Origin of the sequence: Burkholderia sp. E168m15 (assembly GCF_016586105.1) — a bacterium.
Classification (GTDB): Bacteria; Pseudomonadota; Gammaproteobacteria; order Burkholderiales; family Burkholderiaceae; genus Burkholderia; species Burkholderia orbicola.
In genome coordinates this window covers 1-18,598 of record NZ_BCPO01000092.1, presented here as the reverse complement: position 1 = coordinate 18,598, position 18,598 = coordinate 1, and the positions used below count along the sequence as shown (strand labels likewise).

Here is an 18,598-nt window from a genome sequence, read left to right as displayed (position 1 = left end):
CGGATGACGCGATGACGCAAAACGGGCCGCATGTCGAACATGCGGCCCGTTTCGTTTGGCGCGGCTTACTGCTTGAGCGACGCCATATCCACCACGAACCGGTACTTCACGTCGCTCTTCAGCATCCGCTCGTAGGCGGCGTTGATCTGCTGCATCGGAATCGTCTCGATATCGGACGTGATCCCGTGCTCCGCGCAGAAGTCGAGCATTTCCTGCGTTTCCGCGATCCCGCCGATCAGCGAGCCCGCGAGGCGGCGGCGCTTGAAGATCAGGTTGAACACCTGCGGCGACGGATGGTCGTGCTCCGGCGCGCCGACGAGCGTCATCGTGCCGTCGCGCTTGAGCAGGTGCAGGAACGGGTTCAGGTCGTGCTGCGCGGCGACCGTGTTCAGGATGAAGTCGAAGCTGTTCAGGTGCGCGTTCATCTGCGCTTCGTCCTTCGAGATCACCACTTCATGCGCGCCGAGCCGCTTGCCGTCCTCGATCTTCGACGGCGACGTCGTGAACAGCACGACGTGTGCGCCCATCGCGCGCGCCAGCTTCACACCCATGTGGCCGAGGCCGCCGAGACCGACGATGCCGACCTTCTTGCCGGGGCCGACGTTCCACTGCCGCAGCGGCGAGTAGGTCGTGATCCCCGCGCACAGCAGCGGCGCGGCGCCGGCCGGGTCGAGCGTGTCCGGCACGCGCAGCACGAACGCCTCGTCGACGACGAGCTGCGTCGAATAGCCGCCGTACGTGATGTCGCCCGTCACGCGGTCCTGGCCGTTGTAGGTGCCGACGAAGCCGTTCTCGCAATACTGCTCGAGGCCTTCTTCGCAGCTCGCGCAGGTGCGGCACGAATCGACGAGACAGCCGACGCCGACCAGCTCGCCGACCTTGAAGCGCGACACCTGCGGGCCGGTCGCGGTTACGCGGCCGACGATTTCATGGCCCGGCACGACCGGGTAGATCGTGTTGCGCCATTCGTTGCGCGCCTGGTGAAGATCGGAGTGGCAGACGCCGCAGTAGAGGACGTCGATCTGGACGTCGAGGTCGCGCAGCGCGCGACGCTGGAATTCGAACGGGGCGAGCGGCGATTGCGAATCGGTCGCCGCGTAGGCATAGGTCGTGCTCATGCAAAGGCTCCTTGTCCGGAAAAGATCCGGCGAAACAGACTGCCGTCGCATCATGTGGCGATGCGGCGAGACAGGTGCCTATCGTAAGGAGCGCACCGCCGCGGCGAAATACATGAAGGTCTGGAAGATTTGCCTATTCCTCTTGAATTGCGCACGAACGCCCGTCAAAACGCGTTCAAGGTGCTAAATTGCGAGCCAGATTCTCTTGCCGGACAGGACCACGCAGATGAGCTTCCAGCCCCTTTTTGCCGACTCGGGCGACCGCGTGCAGCGCCGCATGATCGAGCTGCACACGCGCCTCGCGCCGAACGAGGGCGACACGCTCGCGGCGCTCGACGGCGTGCGCTTGCTCCGCGTGAGCCGTCCCGCGCCGCGCATGCCCGTGCTGTACGAGCCGAGCATCATCGTCGTGTGCCAGGGTCGCAAGCTCGGCTATCTCGGCGACCGCTCGTTCGTGTACGACGCGCAGCAATACCTGGTGCTGTCGGTGCCGCTGCCGTTCGAATGCGAAACCTTCGCGAGCATGGACGAGCCGTTTCTCGCGATCTCGATCCGCGTCGATCTCGCCGTGATCGCCGAGCTCGCGATCCTGCTCGACGAGACGCTCGGCGCGGCGATCAGCGAGCCGCTCGGCGTCTATTCGACGCCGCTCGACGCGCCGCTGGCCGATGCGGTCGTGCGGTTGCTCGAAGCACTCGCGTCGCCGCACGACACGCGCGTGCTGGGGCCGGCGATCATGCGCGAGATCGCGTATCGCGTGCTGACCGGCGAGCAGGGCGACGCGATGCGCGCGGCGCTCGTGCAGCAGCATCATTTCGGCCGCATCGCGAAGGCGCTGCGGCGCATCCATGCGGAGCTGAGGGCCGATCTCGACGTCGAGACGCTTGCCCGCGAAGCCGGGATGAGCCTCGCGGTGTTTCACGCGCAGTTCAAGCACGTGACGGCGACGTCGCCGATGCAGTACGTGAAGACCGCGCGGCTGCACCAGGCGCGGCTGATGATGGTGCGCGACGGACTGGGCGCCGGCGCGGCAGCCGCGCGGGTCGGCTATGCGAGCGCGTCGCAGTTCAGTCGCGAGTTCAAGCGGCTGTTCGGCCGCAGCCCCGCGGATGATGTGCGCTGGATGCGTGACAGCGGGGTGCGCCCGGCGATGGCCGACGCGGACGCATAGCGTCCCGGGTCTCGCGCGGCGGCTCAGCGCCGCACGATCTTGCGCCGCTGCGCGCTGATGCCCGCATAGTCGGGCAGCGATTCGACGCGTTTGCCCGTCGCCTTCGCGTACAGCGGCATCAGGTCCGGCAGCCGGTTCAGCAGATCCTGGCGGCGCGCGGCGCTGTACGGGTGCGTGTAGATGAAGCCCGACGCCTTGTTCGCGCGCGTCGCGACCGCGAGCTTGTCCCACAGCGTGATCGCCGCGCGCGGATCGAAGCCCGCGCGTGCGGCGATGTCGCCGCCGATCACGTCGGCTTCGGTTTCGTCGGTCGGATCGTAGTGGAGCGACTGCAGACGCTCGCCGAGATTCAGCGCCTGCGGCAGCGGATCGCCGACGCCGAACAGCGGCGGCAGCGCGGCCGCGCGCAGCGACGTCTGCGAGGTCACGCTGAAGTTGCTGCGCGCGTGTTCGCGCAGCGCATGCGCGATGCCGTGCGCGAGCAGCACGCCGAGTTCGTCGTCGTTCAGGCGTACGCGGTCGAGCATGCCGCCGTACACCAGCACCTTGCCGCCCGGCAGGCAAGTCAGGCGGATGTCGCGCGAGCGGATCGCGTTGACGTCCCACGCCCAGCTTTTCACGCGGTCGTTCCACTTCACCGAATACGGCGCGAGCTTCGCGACGATCGCGCGCAGGCGTTTCACGCGCGGCTGGTTCGCGGGCAGCAGGCGGTTGCTGTCGGCGGCCGTCTGCACGATCTGCGCGTATTCGTTCGCGGTGAGCTGTTCGAGCAGCGGCGACGGGATCAGCGTGCGGAACGCGATCGCGTTGCCGTAGCGGACCTGCTGCGGCGTCGGCGTATAGGCCTTCGCCGGCACCGCGGCGCCGGTCGGCTGCGCGCCTTCGGCGGCGGACGGCGGGACGGGCGCGGCAGACGTGGCGGGGGCGGGCGGCGTCGCCTGCGCGGCGGCCGGTGCGGAGCCCGCAGCCGTCGCGCCGATGTCGGTCGCGTGCGCACTCGTCGCGGTGAATGCCGCGGCGCCGACGCTCAACGCAGCCGTCACGCGTGCGAGACGATGCAGGCGGTTACCGCGCACGGCTCGCCTCGCCGTCGCGCGCGGCACCGTTCCATGGCGCGATCCTGAACAGCAGCAGCATGCCGGGAACCGCGAGCGCGGTGCACACGATGAAATAGTCGTACCAGCCGATCTTCGCGACGACGAAGCCGCTCGCGGCCGATGCGAGCGTACGCGGCACCGACGCGAGGCTCGTGAACAGCGCGAACTGCGTGGCCGTGTAGCGCGGGTCGGTCGTGCTCGCGATATATGCGACGAACGCGGCCATCGTGAGGCCGGTCGTGAAGGTTTCGAAGCCGTAGACGAGCGCGAGCGCGACCGTCATCGGGCTCAGCTTCGGCGTGATCTCGATACCGAACACCGACATGAACGACGCGAGCGCGTGGCTGGCCGCGACCGTGAAGTCGTACAGCATCGCGAGCACCGGCGAGCCGGGGCCGAGCTGCGCGAGCCACGCGAAGCCGAGCGTCGACACCATCTGCAGCGCGCCGAAGATCCACAGCCCGCGGCCGATGCCGATCTTCACGAGCCAGATGCCGCCGATGATGCCGCCGGCGACGCTCGCGACGAGCGCGGTGGTCTTCGCGACGATGCCGATCTCGGTGCGCGAGAAGCCGATGTCGAGGAAGAACGACGTCGACAGCGTGGTGGCCATCGTGTCGCCGATCTTGAACAGGAAGATGAACGCGATGACGAGCAGCGCGCCGGCCCAGCCGTCGCGCTGGATGAATTCGCGGAACGGCAGCACGATCGCGTCGCGCAGGTTGCGCGGCGGCGTGCCGACCACTTCCGGCTCGCGCACGACGAGCGTCATCAGGATGCCCGGCAGCATGAACGCGCCGGTGATCGCGAATACCGCGTCCCACGGCAGGTGGTCGGACAGGATCAGCGCGAGCGAACCGGGAATCAGCGCGGCGAGCTTGTACGCGTTCACGTGCACCGCGTTGCCGAGGCCCTGCTCGGTGTCGCGCAGCAGCTCGCGGCGATACGCGTCGATCACGATGTCGGCGCTCGCGCCGAAGAATGCGACGAGCGTGGTGAGCGCGGCGACCGTCCAGATCGAGTCGCGCGGCGACACGAAGCCGAGCGCGGCGATCGCGCCGGCGACCAGCAGCTGCGTGAGCAGCAGCCAGCCGCGCCGGCGGCCCGGCCGCCAGCCGGGCAGGCGCGGGATGTAGCGGTCCATCAGCGGCGCCCACAGGAACTTCCACGTATACGGGAACTGGATCAGCGCGAACAGGCCGATTTCCTTCAGGTTTACACCCTCGGAGCGCAGCCATGCCTGCACGAGGTAGACGAGCGTGAAGAGGGGCAGCCCCGACGTGAAGCCCAGGAACACGCAGATCAGCATGTGCGTGTTCAGATAGGCGCGCCAGCCGGGGTGATCCTCGTGAGCGGTGAGTGCGGGCGCCTCGTGTGGCGTTTTCGACATGGACAGGAACTGGGTAGCGTTGACTGACGGCGGCGGCAGCGCAGGCGGCGCGCACGGCGCAGGAGGGGCGGCCGCGCGCGTGGGCGGGCCGGATCTTCCGTCAACGGCTCCCCGGCTCAGCTGCGCTTGACGCGATAGACAGCAAGACTACCACGCCAGTTCGCTCCCCATCGAATCGGCTGGCCTTCGTGCAGCACGACGCGGTCGAGAATCGTCACGCCCACTTCGGGCGCCAGCGCCTCGAAATCCTCGATCGTCAGCACCCGCACGTTCGGCGTGTTGTGCCACTGGTAAGGCAGCGACTTCGACACCGGCATCCGGCCGTTCAGCACCGACAGCCGGTGCGGCCAGTAGCCGAAGTTCGGGAACGACACGATGCACTCGCGGCCCACGCGCGCCGTTTCGCGCAGGATCGCGGCCGTCTGGTGGATCGTTTGCAGCGTTTGCGACAGGATCGCGATGTCGAAGCTGTGGTCCTCGAACAGGCGCAGGCCATCCTCGAGGTTCTGCTGGATCACGTTGATGCCGTTCTTCGCGCTCGCGAGCACGCCCGCGTCGTTCAGTTCGATCCCGTAGCCGGTGACGTCCAGCTCCTCCATCAGCAGCGCGAGCAGCGAGCCGTCACCGCAGCCAAGGTCGAGCACGGTCGAGCGCGGCTCGACCCAGCGCGCGATCGTGCGGAAGTCCGCGCGCGCGGACAGGGAGTTCAGTGCTTGCTGGTTCATGCTCCCACCTCGTTGGCGATTCGTTCGTAATACGCGCGAAGCAGGTTGTGATAGCGCGCGTCGTCGAGCAGGAATGCGTCGTGACCGTGCGGCGCATCGATTTCCGCGTAGCTGACCGTGCGCTTGTTGTCGAGCAGCGCCTTCACGATCTCGCGCGAACGCGCCGGCGCGAAGCGCCAGTCGGTCGAGAAGCTCGCGATCAGGTACTTCGCCTGCGTGTGCGCGAGCGCGGCCGTCAGGTTGCCGTCGAACGCCTTCGCCGGATCGAAGTAGTCGAGCGCGCGCGTGATCAGCAGGTACGTGTTCGCGTCGAAGTAGTCGGCGAACTTGTCGCCCTGGTAGCGCAGGTACGATTCGACCTCGAACTCGACGTCGAAGCTGAAGTTGTACGCGTCGAGCGCGCCGTCGGCGCGGCGCAGCGCGCGGCCGAATTTCTCGGCCATGTCGTCGTCGGACAGGTACGTGATGTGACCGATCATCCGCGCGACGCGCAGGCCGCGCTTCGGCTTCACGCCGTGCGCGTAGTAGTCGCCGCCGTGGAAATCGGGATCGGACAGGATCGCCGAGCGCGCGACCTCGTTGAACGCGATGTTCTGCGCGGACAGCTTCGGCGTCGACGCGATGTCGATGCAGTGCGCGACGCGTTCCGGATACATCAGGCTCCATGCGAGCGCCTGCATGCCGCCGAGGCTGCCGCCCATCACTGCGGCGAAGCGCTCGATGCCGAATGCGTCGGCGACGCGCGCCTGCGCATGCACCCAGTCCTCGACGGTCACCACCGGAAACTTGGCGCCGTACGGCTTGCCGGTCGACGGATCGATGCTCATCGGGCCGGTCGAGCCGAAGCACGAGCCGAGGTTGTTCACGCCGATCACGAAGAAGCGGTTGGTGTCGAGCGGCTTGCCCGGGCCGACCATGTTGTCCCACCAGCCGGTGCTGCGCGGATCGTCCGCGTAGACGCCGGCGACGTGGTGCGACGCGTTGAGCGCGTGGCAGACGAGCACCGCGTTCGAGCGCGCGGCGTTGAGCTCGCCGTACGTCTCGACGACGAGCTGATAGTTGCCGAGCACGCTGCCGCTTTGCAAGCGCAGCGGTTCGGCGAAGTGCATGGTCTGTGGAGCGACGATGCCGATCGATTCCATTCGTTCCGCCTTATGACTGGGCGGCTAAATGGTGTCGGCGATGCGCGGAGGCGAAGGTGCGCGGCTGACGACCTCTTTAGCCGCATTTGTAGTGAACCGCCAAGGCAAGCGCACAGCCACGCCCTGGCCGGTTCGCGCGCCCGCAATCGAGTCAGCAAATCGGCGCGCTTCCGACCTGCCGCCCGTGAGGCGACAGTCGGCAAAGTATAGCGGAAATTGCGAGGCCCGGATTCGGGCGCATGGCGGGCGTACCGTCACGCGCCGGTCACTGCAGGATCAACCGCAGATGCGCATCGGCCTGCTCGCCCGGCGGCTTCTGGAACCCGCCTTTGGCGAACCGATGCCACCGGCCGATCACGTAGCTGACGAGCAGGCTCGCGCGGGCGCCGGGATCGTAGTCGGCCGGCAGCACGAACGGCGTCGCGCCATCGGGCGCCTGCGCCTCGGTGCGCGCGACGCGCAGGCATTGCTTGACGGTCGCCTCGATGCGGTCGAGCAGCTGGTTCACGCGCTCGGTGAGCCGCTCGTCCTCGCCGACCAGCGCCTCGCCGGTCAGCACGCGCGTCATGCCCGGGTTCTTTGCGGCGAAATTGAGCATCGTCAGCGCGATCGTGCGGGCCTGCAGCACGCCGTTCGGCTCCTTCGCGACGATCTGGTTGACGAGCCCGAACAGCGCCTGCTCGATGAACTCGATCAACCCTTCGTACATCTTCGCCTTGCTGGCGAAGTGCCGGTACAGCGCGGCTTCCGACACGTCGAGCCGGGCCGCGAGCGCGGCGGTCGTGATTTTCTCGGGTTTCGGGGCCTCGAGCATCGCCGCGAGCGTCTGCAGGATCATGACGCGGCGCTCGCCCGGCTTCGGGCGCGGGCGGGAGGGTGTGGCCTGGCTTTCCGTTACGGCTTGGTCCTGCGGGTAAGTCGGCTGCATTTTTGTCGCCCCGATCGTGTGCCCAGTCGCAGCGATTTTAACGAACGAATGCGCTGGTCGACATAATGCGGGCGTCCGGTCGCCGGCAGATGGCCGGGCAGGTGGCCGGTGATCCATACCGTGCGGATGCCCAGACGCTTGTAGCGCTTCAGGTGGCTGCGCGTATCCTCGACGAGGATCGCGTCGGCGAACCGCGCATGCGCGGCGCGCAGCGTCCGGCGCAGCATCGCGTGGTCGGGCTTCGCGCGCCACATGCGGCGGTCGCGCATGTGCTCGATCGCGATCACGCGCTCGAACAGCCGCTCGATGCCCAACTCGCGCAGCACCGCGCGCGCATAGTTTTCCGGCGCGTTGGTCAGGATCAGCTTGCGGCCCGGCAGCGCGGCGACGATGCGCGCGAGGCCACGCTCGGCGCGCACCATCGCGGGCAGGTCGGAAAACGTGTGGACCACGCGCAGGAAATCGTGCGGGTCGATCGGATGATGGCGCGTGAGGCCGAGCAGCGCGGCGCCGTAGCGCTCGGTGTAGCCGTTGCGCAGGCGGTCGGCTTCGGCGCGCCCGACCTGCAGCGCGTCGATGATGTATTGCGTCATCGCACGGTTGATCTCCGGAAAGATCGCGTGCGACGCGTGGTGCAGCGTGTTGTCGAGATCGAACAGCCAGACGGGCGCGCCGGCGCGCGGCCGGCTGCGCGAGATGCGCCGGCGCCGCAGCGGGGCCGGCAGGTCGGGGCTGGCAGGCGGGCGGCGCGCGCTCAATGCGAGCGGATCATCGTGCCGAACGGCTGCTCGGTCAGGATTTCCAGCAGCACCGAATGCTCGATCCGGCCGTCGACGATGTGCACCGACTTCACGCCGCTCTTCGCGGCGTCGAGTGCCGACGAGATCTTCGGCAGCATGCCGCCGGAGATCGTGCCGTCCTCGAACAGCGCGTCGATCTCGCGGGCGGACAGGTCGGTCAGCAGGTTGCCGTCCTTGTCCATCACGCCGGGGATGTTGGTCATCATCAGCAGCTTCTCGGCGTTCAGCACCGTGGCCAGCTTGCCCGCGACGAGGTCGGCGTTGATGTTGTACGACAGGCCGTCCTCGCCGAAGCCGATCGGCGAGATCACCGGGATGAACGCGTCGTCCTGCAGCGCCTTCACGACCGCCGGGTTGATCGCCTCGACTTCGCCGACCTGGCCGATGTCGATGTACTGGCCCGGGTTGTCGCGGTCCGGCATCAGCAGCTTGCGTGCGTGGATCAGGCCGCCGTCCTTGCCCGTCAGGCCCACCGCGTGGCCGCCGAAGTGATTGATCAGCATCACGATGTCCTGCTGCACTTCGCCGCCCAGCACCCATTCGACGACTTCCATCGTCTCTTCGTCGGTGACGCGCATGCCCTGGATGAAGGTGCCGGCCTTGCCGATCTTCTTCAGCGCGTGATCGATCTGCGGACCGCCGCCGTGGACGATCACCGGGTTGATGCCGACCAGTTTCAGCAGGATCACGTCGCGCGCGAAGCCCTGCTTGAGCCGCTCTTCCGTCATCGCGTTGCCGCCGTATTTGATGACCACGGTCTTGCCGTGGTAACGACGGATGTACGGCAGCGCCTCCGCGAGGATTTCTGCTTTCAGCGTGGGGGCGATCTGCGAGAGGTCGATGGGCTCGGACATGGCGGCGGCTCTGGCTGGGAACGGTTGAAACAGGGCGAATTGTACAGGAGTGGCGCAGCGCAGCATCGGGTTTTTGGGCCGGCCGGCGCCCCGGCGGCGCGGCGCGGCATCGCACGCGGCGGCCCGCCGGCTATGGCGCGGCGCGATTCGGGCGGCGTCGCGCGGGCGGCGGCGGAGGGCTGGCCAACGTGCGTTTCCGATGGCGTTCGGCCGGGCGGCCGGCGTGCAAAATCCAGCCGTCGCGCTATGCTTGTCGCGTGGGGCGATGTCCCGCCCGCTTCCGCGATTGCGCCATGACCGATTCCGCCGCCGACGCCCGTTCCGCCCCGCGCCGTGCGCGCTGCCCGCACTGCGGGCGCGGCTTCGACTGCGGCGCGCATACGCAGCCGTTCGACTGCTGGTGCGCGGCGATGCCGGTGCCGCCCGGCGGCACGCCGCCCGCGGCCGGCGCGCGGTGCCGATGCCCCGAGTGCCTGGCCGACGAGATCGCGCAGCGCATGGCCGGCGCGGCCGGTTGATGGCGCCTCGCCGCGCCCGTTCGTGTGCATCGATCCGGCCCCGCTAGAGGCGCCGGGCGCTAAACGGGTAAACTGCCCGGATGCAACGAATCACCACCACCGGGCGCGTCAACCTCGGTCACCTGTTCTGGCTCCGCAATCTCGCGATCATCGGCCAGCTCGTGACGATCGGCGTCGTGCAGACCTATTTCGGCGTGCATCTGCCGTTGCCCGCGATGCTGATGGTCATCGCGCTCGAAATCGTTTTCAACGCGCTGACCTGGGTGCGCGTGCTGCGCGCGCGGCCCGAGACCAATTTCGAGCTGCTCGGCCAGCTGTGGGTCGACCTCGGTGCGCTGTCCGCGCTGCTGTTCCTGTCGGGCGGGACGACCAACCCGTTCGTGTCGCTGTACCTGCCGTCGCTCGCGATCGCGGCGGCCGTGCTGCCGTGGCACCTGATGATCTGGCTCGCGGCGTTCGCGGTCGCCTGCTACGCGGCGCTCGGCTTCGATTCGGTGCCGCTCAACATGGACAACCCGGCGAACCTGTTCGATTACTACCGTACCGGCATGTGGGTGAACTTCATGGTCAGCGTCGGGCTGATCGCGTGGTTCGTCGCGCGCATGTCGAACGCGCTGCGCCAGCGCGACGCGGCGCTCGGCGAGGCGCAGGCGCATCTGCTGCGCGACGAGCGGGCCGTCGCGCTCGGCGTGCAGGCCGCCACCGTCGCGCATGAAATGGGCACGCCGCTGTCGACGATCGCGATGCTCGCCGAGGAATTGCGCGACGCGGCGCGCTCCGATCCGGGGCTCGCGCGCTACGACGCCGACCTGAAGGTGCTCGAGGAACAGATGACGCTCTGCACGTCGGCGCTCGCGCGCCTGCGCAGCCGCGCGAGCACGTCGGCGAGCCGCCAGCCGGTGGACGACTGGCTCGACACGTTCGTCGAGCACTGGCGCCTGCGGCATCCGCACGTGCAGTTCGAGCTGCTCGGCGCGCGCCCGGCCGGCGTCGCGCTCGACGATACGGTCGCGGCCGGCCAGATCCTGACGATCCTGCTCGACAACGCCGCGCGCGCGAGCCCGCAGCGCGTGACGCTCGCCGCGAAGGTCGCGCATGGCGGCACGGCCGACGAAATCGAATTCGAGGTATGCGACGACGGGCCCGGCATTCCGGCCGCGCTGCGCGAATCGCTCGGCGCGATGCCGGTCGACAGCACGCAGGGCGGGCACGGCGTCGGCCTGTATCTCGCGTTCAGTGCGGCCGCGCGGCTCGGCGGCGAGATCGAACTGTCCGACGTCACGCCGCGCGCGGCGGGCGGCAACGGGCGGGCCGGCGGTGCGGCAAATGGCCACGCGGCGGCCGTATCGGGACAACGCGCGGGATCGCGCACGGGTGCACGTGCAGCCGAACGGCCGGCCGGCGCGCCGGACAGCCGCCCGGCCGTCGCCGCGGCCGGGCGCGGCACGCGGGCCGTGCTGCGCCTGCCGGTCGTGCGCGTCGCGATGCCGGCGGCCTCAACCAACACGTAGACGGAGAAACCACATGAGCGAGAACAATTTCCTGGTGATCGACGACAACGAGGTGTTCGCGGGCACGCTCGCGCGCGGCCTCGAGCGCCGCGGTTACGCGGTCCAGCAGGCGCACGACAAGGAGACGGCGCTGCGGCTTGCGGCGGGCGGCAAGTTCCAGTTCATCACCGTCGACCTGCATCTCGGCGAGGATTCGGGGCTGAGCCTGATCGCGCCGCTGTGCGACCTGCAGCCCGATGCGCGCATTCTCGTGCTGACCGGCTACGCGAGCATTGCGACCGCCGTGCAGGCCGTGAAGGAGGGCGCCGACAACTACCTCGCGAAGCCGGCGAACGTCGAGTCGATCCTGGCCGCGCTGCAGACCAACGCGACCGAAGTGCAGGCCGACGAGGCGCTCGAGAATCCGGTCGTGCTGTCGGTGGACCGGCTCGAATGGGAGCACATCCAGCGCGTGCTGGCGGAGAACAACAACAACATCTCGGCCACCGCGCGGGCGCTGAACATGCACCGCCGCACGCTGCAGCGCAAGCTCGCGAAGAAGCCGGTCCGGCAGTAAGCGGCGCACCAACGAAAACGGGCGGCCCCGGAAGGGGCCGCCCGTCTCTCATCAAGCACTGCGCGCGTTACAGCACGTAGCGCGACAGGTCCTCGTCCTGCGCCACTTCGCCGAGCGCACGGTCGACGTACTTCGCGTCGATCGTCACGCGCTCGCCGGCGTGGTTGCCGGCCGAGAACGACACTTCCTCGAGCAGCTTCTCGATCACCGTGTACAGCCGGCGCGCGCCGATGTTCTCGGTTTTCTCGTTGACCGCGAACGCGATCTCGGCGAGGCGCCGGATGCCGTCCGCGGCGAATTCGAGCTGCACGTCTTCGGTCGCGAGCAGCGCCTGGTACTGCTTGACGAGGCTCGCGTCGGTCGCATCGAGGATCGCCTCGAAATCTTCGACCGACAGCGAATCGAGCTCGACGCGGATCGGGAAGCGGCCTTGCAGTTCGGGAATCAGGTCGCTCGGCTTCGCGAGGTGGAACGCGCCGCTCGCGATGAACAGGATGTGATCGGTCTTCACCATCCCGTACTTCGTGTTGACCGTCGTGCCTTCGACGAGCGGCAGCAGGTCGCGCTGCACGCCCTGGCGCGACACTTCGCCGCCGCTGCCTTCGTTGTTGCGCGACGTGATCTTGTCGATCTCGTCGAGGAACACGATGCCGTTCTGCTCGACGTTCTGCACGGCCTTCGTCTTCACTTCCTCTTCGTTGAGCATCTTCGCCGCTTCCTCGTCGGTCAGCAGCTTCAGCGCTTCCTTGATCTTCACCTTGCGGCGCTGCTTCTTGCCGCTGCCGAGGTTCGAGAACATCGAGCGGATCTGCTCGGTCATCTCTTCCATCCCCGGCGGCGCCATGATGTCCATGCCGACCGACGGCTGCTCGAGGTCGAGCTCGACTTCCTTGTCGTCGAGCTGGCCTTCGCGCAGGCGCTTGCGGAAGGTCTGGCGCGTCGCGTTGTTGTCGTCGTTCGCGTGCTCGGCATTGCCGCCGAAGCCCACCGCGCGCGGCTGCGGCAGCAGGATGTCGAGGATGCGGTCTTCCGCCTGGTCGGTGGCCTTGCTGCGCACCTTGCGCATTTCGGCTTCGCGCGTCTGCTTGACCGAGATCTCGATCAGGTCGCGCACGATGCTGTCGACGTCGCGGCCGACGTAGCCGACTTCGGTGAACTTGGTCGCTTCGATCTTGATGAACGGCGCGTCGGCGAGCTTCGCGAGGCGGCGCGCGATTTCGGTCTTGCCGACGCCCGTCGGCCCGATCATCAGGATGTTCTTCGGCGTGATTTCCTGGCGCAGCGGCTCGGCGACCTGCTGGCGGCGCCAGCGGTTACGCAGCGCGACGGCGACGGCCTTCTTCGCCTTCGCCTGGCCGATGATGTGCTTGTCGAGTTCCGAGACGATCTCGGCAGGGGTCATGGTGCTCATGGGGCTGTCCTTACTCGATCGTTTCGATGATGCGGTTGTGGTTCGTGTAGATGCACATGTCGCCCGCGATCCCGAGCGACTTCTCGACGATGTCGCGCGGCGACAGGTCGGTGTTCTCGACGAGCGCGCGGGCCGCGGCCTGCGCGTACGCGCCGCCCGAGCCGATCGCGCAGATGCCGCCTTCGGGATCGAGCACGTCGCCGTTGCCGGTGATGACGAGCGTGGTGGTGGCATCGGCCGTGATCAGCATCGCCTCGAGGCGGCGCAGCATCCGGTCGGTGCGCCAGTCCTTCGCGAGCTCGACGGCCGCGCGGGTCAGGTTGCCCTGGTGCTTCTCGAGCTTCGCCTCGAAGCGGTCGAGGAGCGAGAACGCATCGGCGGTGCCGCCCGCGAATCCGACCAGCACCTGGTTGTTGTAGATCCGCCGCACTTTCCGCGCGCCACCCTTCATGACGATGTTGCCGAGGGTTACCTGGCCGTCGCCGCCGAGCGCGACCTTGTCGCCGCGCCGGACCGAAACGATGGTCGTGCCGTGAAATTGCTCCATCTGCGTTCCTTGAGAAAAACGGGGAAGAGTCGGGCGACGCGACGCGCCGCCGCGTGAATCCGCAGTGCGCCGGGGAGCGGCCCGGCGCGCGTCCGTTTCATTTTAGGGCGGGCGCCGGGATATCAAGAGGGGAAGGCAAATCGGCCGGCGGCCGGGAACCGGTGCCGGAAAAACAAAAAGCGCGCGGCAGGCCGCGCGCTTTCGGGAAGCAGCGTGTTTGAGCGGAATGCCGCTCGATCAGTCGCCGAACAGCTTCTGGCGCAACTCGCGGCGTTCCTGCGCCTCGAGCGACAGCGTGGCGGTCGGACGCGCGAGCAGGCGCGGAATGCCGATCGGCTCGCCGGTTTCCTCACACCAGCCGTAATCGCCGGAGTCGATGCGGGCGAGCGACTGCTGAACCTTCTTGAGGAGCTTGCGTTCGCGATCACGCGTACGCAGCTCGAGCGCGTGCTCTTCCTCGATCGTCGCGCGGTCGGCGGGATCGGGGACGATCACCGTCTCGCGCAGGTTCTCGGTCGTCTGGCCTGCATTCTTGAGGATGTCCGCCTGCAACTGTTCGAGCCGATTTTTGAAGAAGGCGAGCTGATCCTCATTCATGTAATCCTTGTCGCTCATCTTCAGGATTTCGGCTTCGGTCAAGAGTTTCTTCGTCATCTGCTTGCTTCTTCAATGTGCGGCAAATCGAGAGATATTGCCTGCACTTTGGGATTACCCGCAACCGCGCTTGCAATCACTTGCGATTTGCCGCCGCGGGGCCGAAAGCCTCTGGAAAACCGGTTCTCAAATACCAGGATAGGCCTGGCGCGGATTTGCGCGCGCTGCGAACCGGTGTGCTGCGCGGCACATCGCATCGGCCGCGGCCGGGAGGCGGATTGGCGATCCGGCGCGGTTGCGATGCCCGGAAAACTGGTTCAGCAAGAACCGGGCCTGTTTGTTGCCGTACTCCAGCGGGCACGTATTGTAACTGAATCGCAAGCGGGCGCCGTATCGGGTCGATCCCCGTCGGCTGCGCCAATATCTAGAAAATATAACGCGCAAATCGCGAAAAAGCGATGACGGCGAAACCCTGCCCGGAAAAGGCGCCGCCCGACCGCCGCGGCCGCCGGTGCGGGCGGCCGGGCAGCGGGCGCACGGCGGGCGCCCGCACGGGTCAGGCGAGGCAGGCGTCGAGGCCGTCGGTGATCAGGTCCTGCGGCAGGTCGACGCCGATGAACACCATCTTGTTGGTCTTCTTCTCGACCGGCAGCCACTTCGCCGCGAGGTCGCTGCCCATCATCTGGTGCACGCCCTGGAACACGACCTTGCGGTCGACGCCCTTCATGTACAGCACGCCCTTGTAGCGCAGCATCCGCTCGCCGTAGATCTGCAGGATGCCGCCGAGGAAGTCTTCCAGCTTGTTCGGGTCGAACGGGCGGTCGTTGCGATACACGAACGACTTGATCTTGTCGTCGTGGTGCGCGTGGTGATGATTGTGGTGGTGGTGGCCGTGGTCGTGATCGTGCGCGCATTGGCCGTGATCGTGGTCGCAATTCGTGTGATCGTGATCATGGTCGTGATCGTGATGATCGTGCGCGTGATCGTCCTCGGCGAGGAAATCGGGATCGATCTCGAGCTTCGCGTTCAGGTTGAAGCCGCGCAGGTCGAAGATTTCCTTGATGTCCGCTTCGCCGAAATTCACGACCTTGATCGCGGCCTTCGGGTTCATGTGCATCAGGCGGTGCTTGAGGCCCGCGACGGTCTGGTCGTCGACGAGATCCGACTTCGTGATGAACAGGCGATCGGCGAAACCGACCTGGCGCTGCACCACCTCGTGTTCGTCGAGCTGCGCGTTCGCGTGCTTCGCGTCGACCAGCGTGATGACCGCGTCCAGCAGGAAGTCGTCGGCGATTTCGCTGTCGATGAAGAACGTTTGTGCGACGGGGCCCGGGTTCGCGAGGCCGGTCGTCTCGATCACGATGCGGTCGAAGTCGAGCTTGCCCTCGCGCTTCTTCGCGGCCAGATCGCCGAGCGCGCGGGCGAGGTCGCCGCGGATCGTGCAGCAGATGCAGCCGTTGCTCATCTGGATGATCTGCTCGTTCGAATCCTGCACGAGGATTTCGTTGTCGATGTTCTCTTCGCCGAACTCGTTCTCGATCACGGCGATCTTCATGCCGTGCTGTTCGTTCAGGATGCGCTTGAGCAGCGTCGTCTTGCCGCTGCCGAGGAAGCCGGTAAGGATGGTGACGGGAGTGGCCATGTCGGTCGCCTGTGGTTCGTGAATCGGGGTCAAAACCAGGATGTGCGTCGCGCCCTCGCGCTGCGAGCCGGGGCGCACAACCATCCATTGAAACATACCTGTCAAGCCCCCGCCCGTCGTCCGAACGACAGGCGGGGGCGCTGCGCCGCCAACGGAGGGCGGGCGCGGTTGTCCGCGCTAGATCGGGGCGATCAGACGATTTGCAACAGCAGGCCCTTCAGATATTCGCCTTCCGGGAACGCGGCGAGCAGCGGATGATCGACGCCCGCGCCGAGCCGCTTCAGGATGCGTGCGTCGACCTTCGCGTCGGCCGCGGCGCCCGCGACGATCTTCTGGAACAGGTCCATGTCGATCGCGCCCGAGCACGAGTACGTGAACAGCAGGCCGCCCGGACGCAGCAGCCTGAAACCGCTCAGGTTGATGTCCTTGTACGCGCGCGCCGCGCGATCGACGCTGTCGCGGGTCGGCGCGAACTTCGGCGGATCGAGCACGATCAGGTCGAAACGCTCGCCTTCGTCGACGAGGCGGCGCAGCGTCTTGAACGCATCGGCGTCGAGCCAGGTCGCGCGTGCCGCGTCGAAGCCGTTGGCCACGACGTTCTGCTGCGCGAGCGCGAGCGCGTCGCCCGACGAATCGATCGACACGACGCGTTTCGCGCCGCCCTTGAGCGCCGCGAGCGAGAAGCCGCCCGTGTAGCAGAAGCAGTTCAGCACGTCGCGGTCGGCCGCGTACTGCGCGACGAGCGCGCGGTTGTCGCGCTGGTCGACGTAGAAGCCCGTCTTGTGGCCGTTCGGCACGTCGACGTGATAGCGCACGCCGTTTTCGTTCGCGATCAGCGTCGCGGGCGGCGCGTCGCCGGCCAGCACGCCGGTCGTCTGTTCGAGCCCTTCCTTGTCGCGGATCGACACGTCCGAGCGCTCGTACACGTTCGGGCAGCCGGTCGCGCCGGTGAGCGCCGCGACGATCGCGTCCTTCCACGCTTCGACGCCCGCGGCCATGAACTGGCAGACCAACTGGCCGCGCGGCGCCGCGCCGGCTTCGGCGGTATCTGCAACGTAGTAGTCGACGATCAGCCCCGGCAGCCCGTCGGCTTCGCCGAACACGAGCCGCACCGCACCCGTGCCCGACACCATCGTCGTGCGGTGCGCGACCGCGCGCTGCACGCGGCGCTTGAAGAACGCGTGATCGATCGGCTCGTGCTCGTCGAAGCTCCATACCCGCACGCGGATCTGCGACTGCGGGCTGTACGCGCCGCGCGCGAGGAAGCGGCCGTCGTGCGCGCGCACGAGCACGGTCGCGCCGGGCGCGGGCTTGCCGTCGACGCGGTCGATCGCATTGGCGTAGATCCACGGATGGCGGCGCAGCAGCGATTTTTCCTTGGACGGCTTGAGGGTGACGGTTTGCATGATGAGATCGAAATGGGCCGCGCGCGACGCCGGCCGGTGCCGGCCGCCGCGCGTGGCGGATAACACGGGACGCGCGTCAGTCGCGCTTCTTCGCGCGCGGATGCGCGCTGTCGTAAATCTTCGCGAGATGCTGGAAGTCGAGCGACGTATAGATCTGCGTCGCGGCGACGCTCGCGTGGCCGAGCAGTTCCTGCACCGCGCGCAGGTCGCCGCTCGACTGCAGCACGTGCGTCGCGAACGAGTGGCGCAACACGTGCGGGTGGACGTTGGCGGGGATGCCGGCGGCGAGCGCCGCACGCTTCACGCGCTCGCGCACGACGCCCGGCGACATCCGGTTGCCGCGCACCGACACGAACAGCGGATGCGGATCGTGCTTCACGAATTCGTCGCGCACCGCGAGCCACGCGTTCAGCGCGTCGATCGCCTTGCTGCCGACCGGCACTTTGCGCTCCTTGTTGCCCTTGCCGCGCACGGTGACTTCGGCTTCGGCGAGATCGAGCCAGCCAGCCGAGCGGTAGCCGTCGGCTTGCGTGTACCGGACGTCGAGCCCGACCAGTTCGGCGAGGCGCAGCCCCGACGAATAGAACAGCTCGAGGATCGCGTGGTCGCGGATGCTTTCGGTCGTGCCGGCGAGCGGCGCGTCCATGAGTGCGACCGCATCGTCGACCGACAGCGCCTTGGGCAGCGATTTCTCGCGTTTGGGCGCGCGTACCCCGGCGACGGGATTCGCGGGCATCTCGACGCGTTGCGCGAACCAGCGATAGAACGCACGCCATGCGGAAAGGCGGTGCGAGATCGAGCGCGCGGACAGTCCGGCCGCGTGCCCGCGCACGACCGCGCCGCGCATGTCGGCGGCGGTCAATGCTTCGAGCGGCCGGCCGGCCGCGAGCTTCTTCAGTTCGTCGAGTTCGTGCGTGTACGCGCGCAGCGTGTGTTCCGACAGCTGCCTGACGTGCTTCAGGTTCGACAGGTAGGCGGCGATCGGATCGTCAGTCATCGCGTGCGGCGGATCAGTGCGGCAGCAGGCGCGTGAGCGCGGCGCTCGCGAGCGTCGCGATCTGCGCGAGGAAGTCGGTGGCCATCCCGTCGTGGAAGCGGCGCGGATCGGGCGAACCGAGGACCAGCAGGCCGAACGCGGGTGCATCGCTGCCGGCGAGCGGCGCGCGCAGCGCGAGCAGCGCGACCGAC

At 67.7% G+C, this 18,598-nt stretch carries 19 protein-coding genes; 4 read left to right on the top strand and 15 right to left on the bottom strand.

Annotated features, from left to right (window positions below; genetic code table 11):
* Window positions 1-65: 65 nt before the first annotated feature.
* Window positions 66-1,118: an NAD(P)-dependent alcohol dehydrogenase gene (locus tag JMF86_RS15515; protein ID WP_011546472.1), complete on the bottom strand. Its 1,053-nt coding sequence runs from the start codon at window positions 1,116-1,118 to the stop codon at window positions 66-68.
* Between the two features lie 226 nt (window positions 1,119-1,344).
* Here JMF86_RS15515 and JMF86_RS15510 point away from each other — a divergent pair, with 226 nt between their 5' ends.
* The gene (locus JMF86_RS15510) at window positions 1,345-2,289 is read left to right on the top strand and encodes an AraC family transcriptional regulator (protein WP_011694440.1); all 945 of its coding nucleotides are present in this window, start codon (window positions 1,345-1,347) and stop codon (window positions 2,287-2,289) included.
* Between the two features lie 23 nt (window positions 2,290-2,312).
* Here JMF86_RS15510 and JMF86_RS15505 read toward each other — a convergent pair whose 3' ends face one another.
* From JMF86_RS15505 to argB, 7 genes are all read right to left on the bottom strand, one after another.
* Window positions 2,313-3,365 carry a M48 family metallopeptidase gene (locus tag JMF86_RS15505; RefSeq protein ID WP_011546470.1) on the bottom strand — a complete coding sequence of 351 codons (1,053 nt, stop codon included), beginning with the start codon at window positions 3,363-3,365 and terminating at the stop codon, window positions 2,313-2,315.
* Complete coding sequence (locus JMF86_RS15500; RefSeq protein WP_011546469.1) at window positions 3,355-4,776, bottom strand: AmpG family muropeptide MFS transporter; 1,422 nt, start codon at window positions 4,774-4,776, stop codon at window positions 3,355-3,357. The genes JMF86_RS15505 and JMF86_RS15500 overlap by 11 nt, the downstream gene beginning before the upstream one ends.
* Before the next feature lie 116 nt (window positions 4,777-4,892).
* On the bottom strand, window positions 4,893-5,501 hold the full coding sequence (gene metW / locus JMF86_RS15495) for a methionine biosynthesis protein MetW (RefSeq protein ID WP_006755281.1): 609 nt from the start codon (window positions 5,499-5,501) through the stop codon (window positions 4,893-4,895).
* A complete protein-coding gene (locus tag JMF86_RS15490) occupies window positions 5,498-6,643 on the bottom strand; it encodes a homoserine O-acetyltransferase (RefSeq protein WP_006477489.1) in 1,146 nt (381 codons plus the stop codon). Before JMF86_RS15490 ends, metW begins: the two co-directional genes overlap by 4 nt.
* Window positions 6,644-6,908: 265 nt before the next feature.
* Window positions 6,909-7,571, bottom strand: coding sequence for a nucleoid occlusion factor SlmA (gene slmA, locus JMF86_RS15485; RefSeq protein WP_011546468.1), 663 nt, complete (start codon window positions 7,569-7,571; stop codon window positions 6,909-6,911).
* Window positions 7,538-8,329: a pyrimidine 5'-nucleotidase gene (locus tag JMF86_RS15480; protein ID WP_011546467.1), complete on the bottom strand. Its 792-nt coding sequence runs from the start codon at window positions 8,327-8,329 to the stop codon at window positions 7,538-7,540. Before JMF86_RS15480 ends, slmA begins: the two co-directional genes overlap by 34 nt.
* Window positions 8,326-9,225, bottom strand: a complete 900-nt coding sequence (argB, locus tag JMF86_RS15475; protein ID WP_006490510.1) for an acetylglutamate kinase — start codon at window positions 9,223-9,225, stop codon at window positions 8,326-8,328. The genes JMF86_RS15480 and argB overlap by 4 nt, the downstream gene beginning before the upstream one ends.
* 293 nt (window positions 9,226-9,518) lie before the next feature.
* On the opposite strand from argB, the gene JMF86_RS15470 reads away from it, so the two are divergent.
* The 3 genes from JMF86_RS15470 to JMF86_RS15460 all read left to right on the top strand — a co-directional run bounded on the left by JMF86_RS15470 (window position 9,519) and on the right by JMF86_RS15460 (window position 11,810).
* The gene (locus JMF86_RS15470; protein WP_011546466.1) at window positions 9,519-9,743 is read left to right on the top strand and encodes a cysteine-rich CWC family protein; all 225 of its coding nucleotides are present in this window, start codon (window positions 9,519-9,521) and stop codon (window positions 9,741-9,743) included.
* A gap of 80 nt (window positions 9,744-9,823) precedes the next feature.
* A complete protein-coding gene (locus JMF86_RS15465) occupies window positions 9,824-11,254 on the top strand; it encodes an ATP-binding protein (protein WP_011546465.1) in 1,431 nt (476 codons plus the stop codon).
* A 13-nt stretch (window positions 11,255-11,267) separates the two neighbouring features.
* The gene (locus JMF86_RS15460; RefSeq protein WP_011546464.1) at window positions 11,268-11,810 is read left to right on the top strand and encodes a response regulator transcription factor; all 543 of its coding nucleotides are present in this window, start codon (window positions 11,268-11,270) and stop codon (window positions 11,808-11,810) included.
* A gap of 67 nt (window positions 11,811-11,877) precedes the next feature.
* Here JMF86_RS15460 and hslU read toward each other — a convergent pair whose 3' ends face one another.
* From hslU to JMF86_RS15425, 7 genes are all read right to left on the bottom strand, one after another.
* A complete protein-coding gene (gene hslU / locus JMF86_RS15455) occupies window positions 11,878-13,221 on the bottom strand; it encodes an ATP-dependent protease ATPase subunit HslU (RefSeq protein ID WP_006477496.1) in 1,344 nt (447 codons plus the stop codon).
* A gap of 10 nt (window positions 13,222-13,231) precedes the next feature.
* Window positions 13,232-13,768 (bottom strand): ATP-dependent protease subunit HslV, encoded by a 537-nt coding sequence (gene hslV / locus JMF86_RS15450; protein ID WP_011546463.1) that lies wholly within the window; start codon window positions 13,766-13,768, stop codon window positions 13,232-13,234.
* A 237-nt stretch (window positions 13,769-14,005) separates the two neighbouring features.
* A complete protein-coding gene (gene dksA / locus JMF86_RS15445) occupies window positions 14,006-14,422 on the bottom strand; it encodes an RNA polymerase-binding protein DksA (protein WP_006477498.1) in 417 nt (138 codons plus the stop codon).
* 496 nt (window positions 14,423-14,918) lie between these two features.
* Window positions 14,919-16,004, bottom strand: coding sequence for a GTP-binding protein (locus JMF86_RS15440; RefSeq protein WP_201317042.1), 1,086 nt, complete (start codon window positions 16,002-16,004; stop codon window positions 14,919-14,921).
* A 191-nt stretch (window positions 16,005-16,195) separates the two neighbouring features.
* Window positions 16,196-17,410, bottom strand: a complete 1,215-nt coding sequence (locus JMF86_RS15435; protein WP_011546461.1) for a class I SAM-dependent rRNA methyltransferase — start codon at window positions 17,408-17,410, stop codon at window positions 16,196-16,198.
* 76 nt (window positions 17,411-17,486) lie between these two features.
* Window positions 17,487-18,407, bottom strand: a complete 921-nt coding sequence (gene xerC / locus JMF86_RS15430; RefSeq protein ID WP_011546460.1) for a tyrosine recombinase XerC — start codon at window positions 18,405-18,407, stop codon at window positions 17,487-17,489.
* Between the two features lie 13 nt (window positions 18,408-18,420).
* Window positions 18,421-18,598: DUF484 family protein (locus tag JMF86_RS15425; protein WP_201317041.1), on the bottom strand; the 178-nt coding region annotated here is incomplete at its 5' end.

Coding starts and splice junctions, on each gene's coding strand:
- metW (WP_006755281.1), bottom strand. CDS start 5,501: ATGAACCAGCAAGCACTGAACTCCCTGTCCGCGCGCGCGGACTTCCGC.
- JMF86_RS15465 (WP_011546465.1), top strand. CDS start 9,824: ATGCAACGAATCACCACCACCGGGCGCGTCAACCTCGGTCACCTGTTC.
- slmA (WP_011546468.1), bottom strand. CDS start 7,571: ATGCAGCCGACTTACCCGCAGGACCAAGCCGTAACGGAAAGCCAGGCC.
- JMF86_RS15460 (WP_011546464.1), top strand. CDS start 11,268: ATGAGCGAGAACAATTTCCTGGTGATCGACGACAACGAGGTGTTCGCG.
- JMF86_RS15440 (WP_201317042.1), bottom strand. CDS start 16,004: ATGGCCACTCCCGTCACCATCCTTACCGGCTTCCTCGGCAGCGGCAAG.
- dksA (WP_006477498.1), bottom strand. CDS start 14,422: ATGACGAAGAAACTCTTGACCGAAGCCGAAATCCTGAAGATGAGCGAC.
- argB (WP_006490510.1), bottom strand. CDS start 9,225: ATGTCCGAGCCCATCGACCTCTCGCAGATCGCCCCCACGCTGAAAGCA.
- JMF86_RS15490 (WP_006477489.1), bottom strand. CDS start 6,643: ATGGAATCGATCGGCATCGTCGCTCCACAGACCATGCACTTCGCCGAA.
- hslU (WP_006477496.1), bottom strand. CDS start 13,221: ATGAGCACCATGACCCCTGCCGAGATCGTCTCGGAACTCGACAAGCAC.
- JMF86_RS15515 (WP_011546472.1), bottom strand. CDS start 1,118: ATGAGCACGACCTATGCCTACGCGGCGACCGATTCGCAATCGCCGCTC.
- JMF86_RS15435 (WP_011546461.1), bottom strand. CDS start 17,410: ATGCAAACCGTCACCCTCAAGCCGTCCAAGGAAAAATCGCTGCTGCGC.
- JMF86_RS15470 (WP_011546466.1), top strand. CDS start 9,519: ATGACCGATTCCGCCGCCGACGCCCGTTCCGCCCCGCGCCGTGCGCGC.
- JMF86_RS15510 (WP_011694440.1), top strand. CDS start 1,345: ATGAGCTTCCAGCCCCTTTTTGCCGACTCGGGCGACCGCGTGCAGCGC.
- JMF86_RS15500 (WP_011546469.1), bottom strand. CDS start 4,776: ATGTCGAAAACGCCACACGAGGCGCCCGCACTCACCGCTCACGAGGAT.
- hslV (WP_011546463.1), bottom strand. CDS start 13,768: ATGGAGCAATTTCACGGCACGACCATCGTTTCGGTCCGGCGCGGCGAC.
- xerC (WP_011546460.1), bottom strand. CDS start 18,407: ATGACTGACGATCCGATCGCCGCCTACCTGTCGAACCTGAAGCACGTC.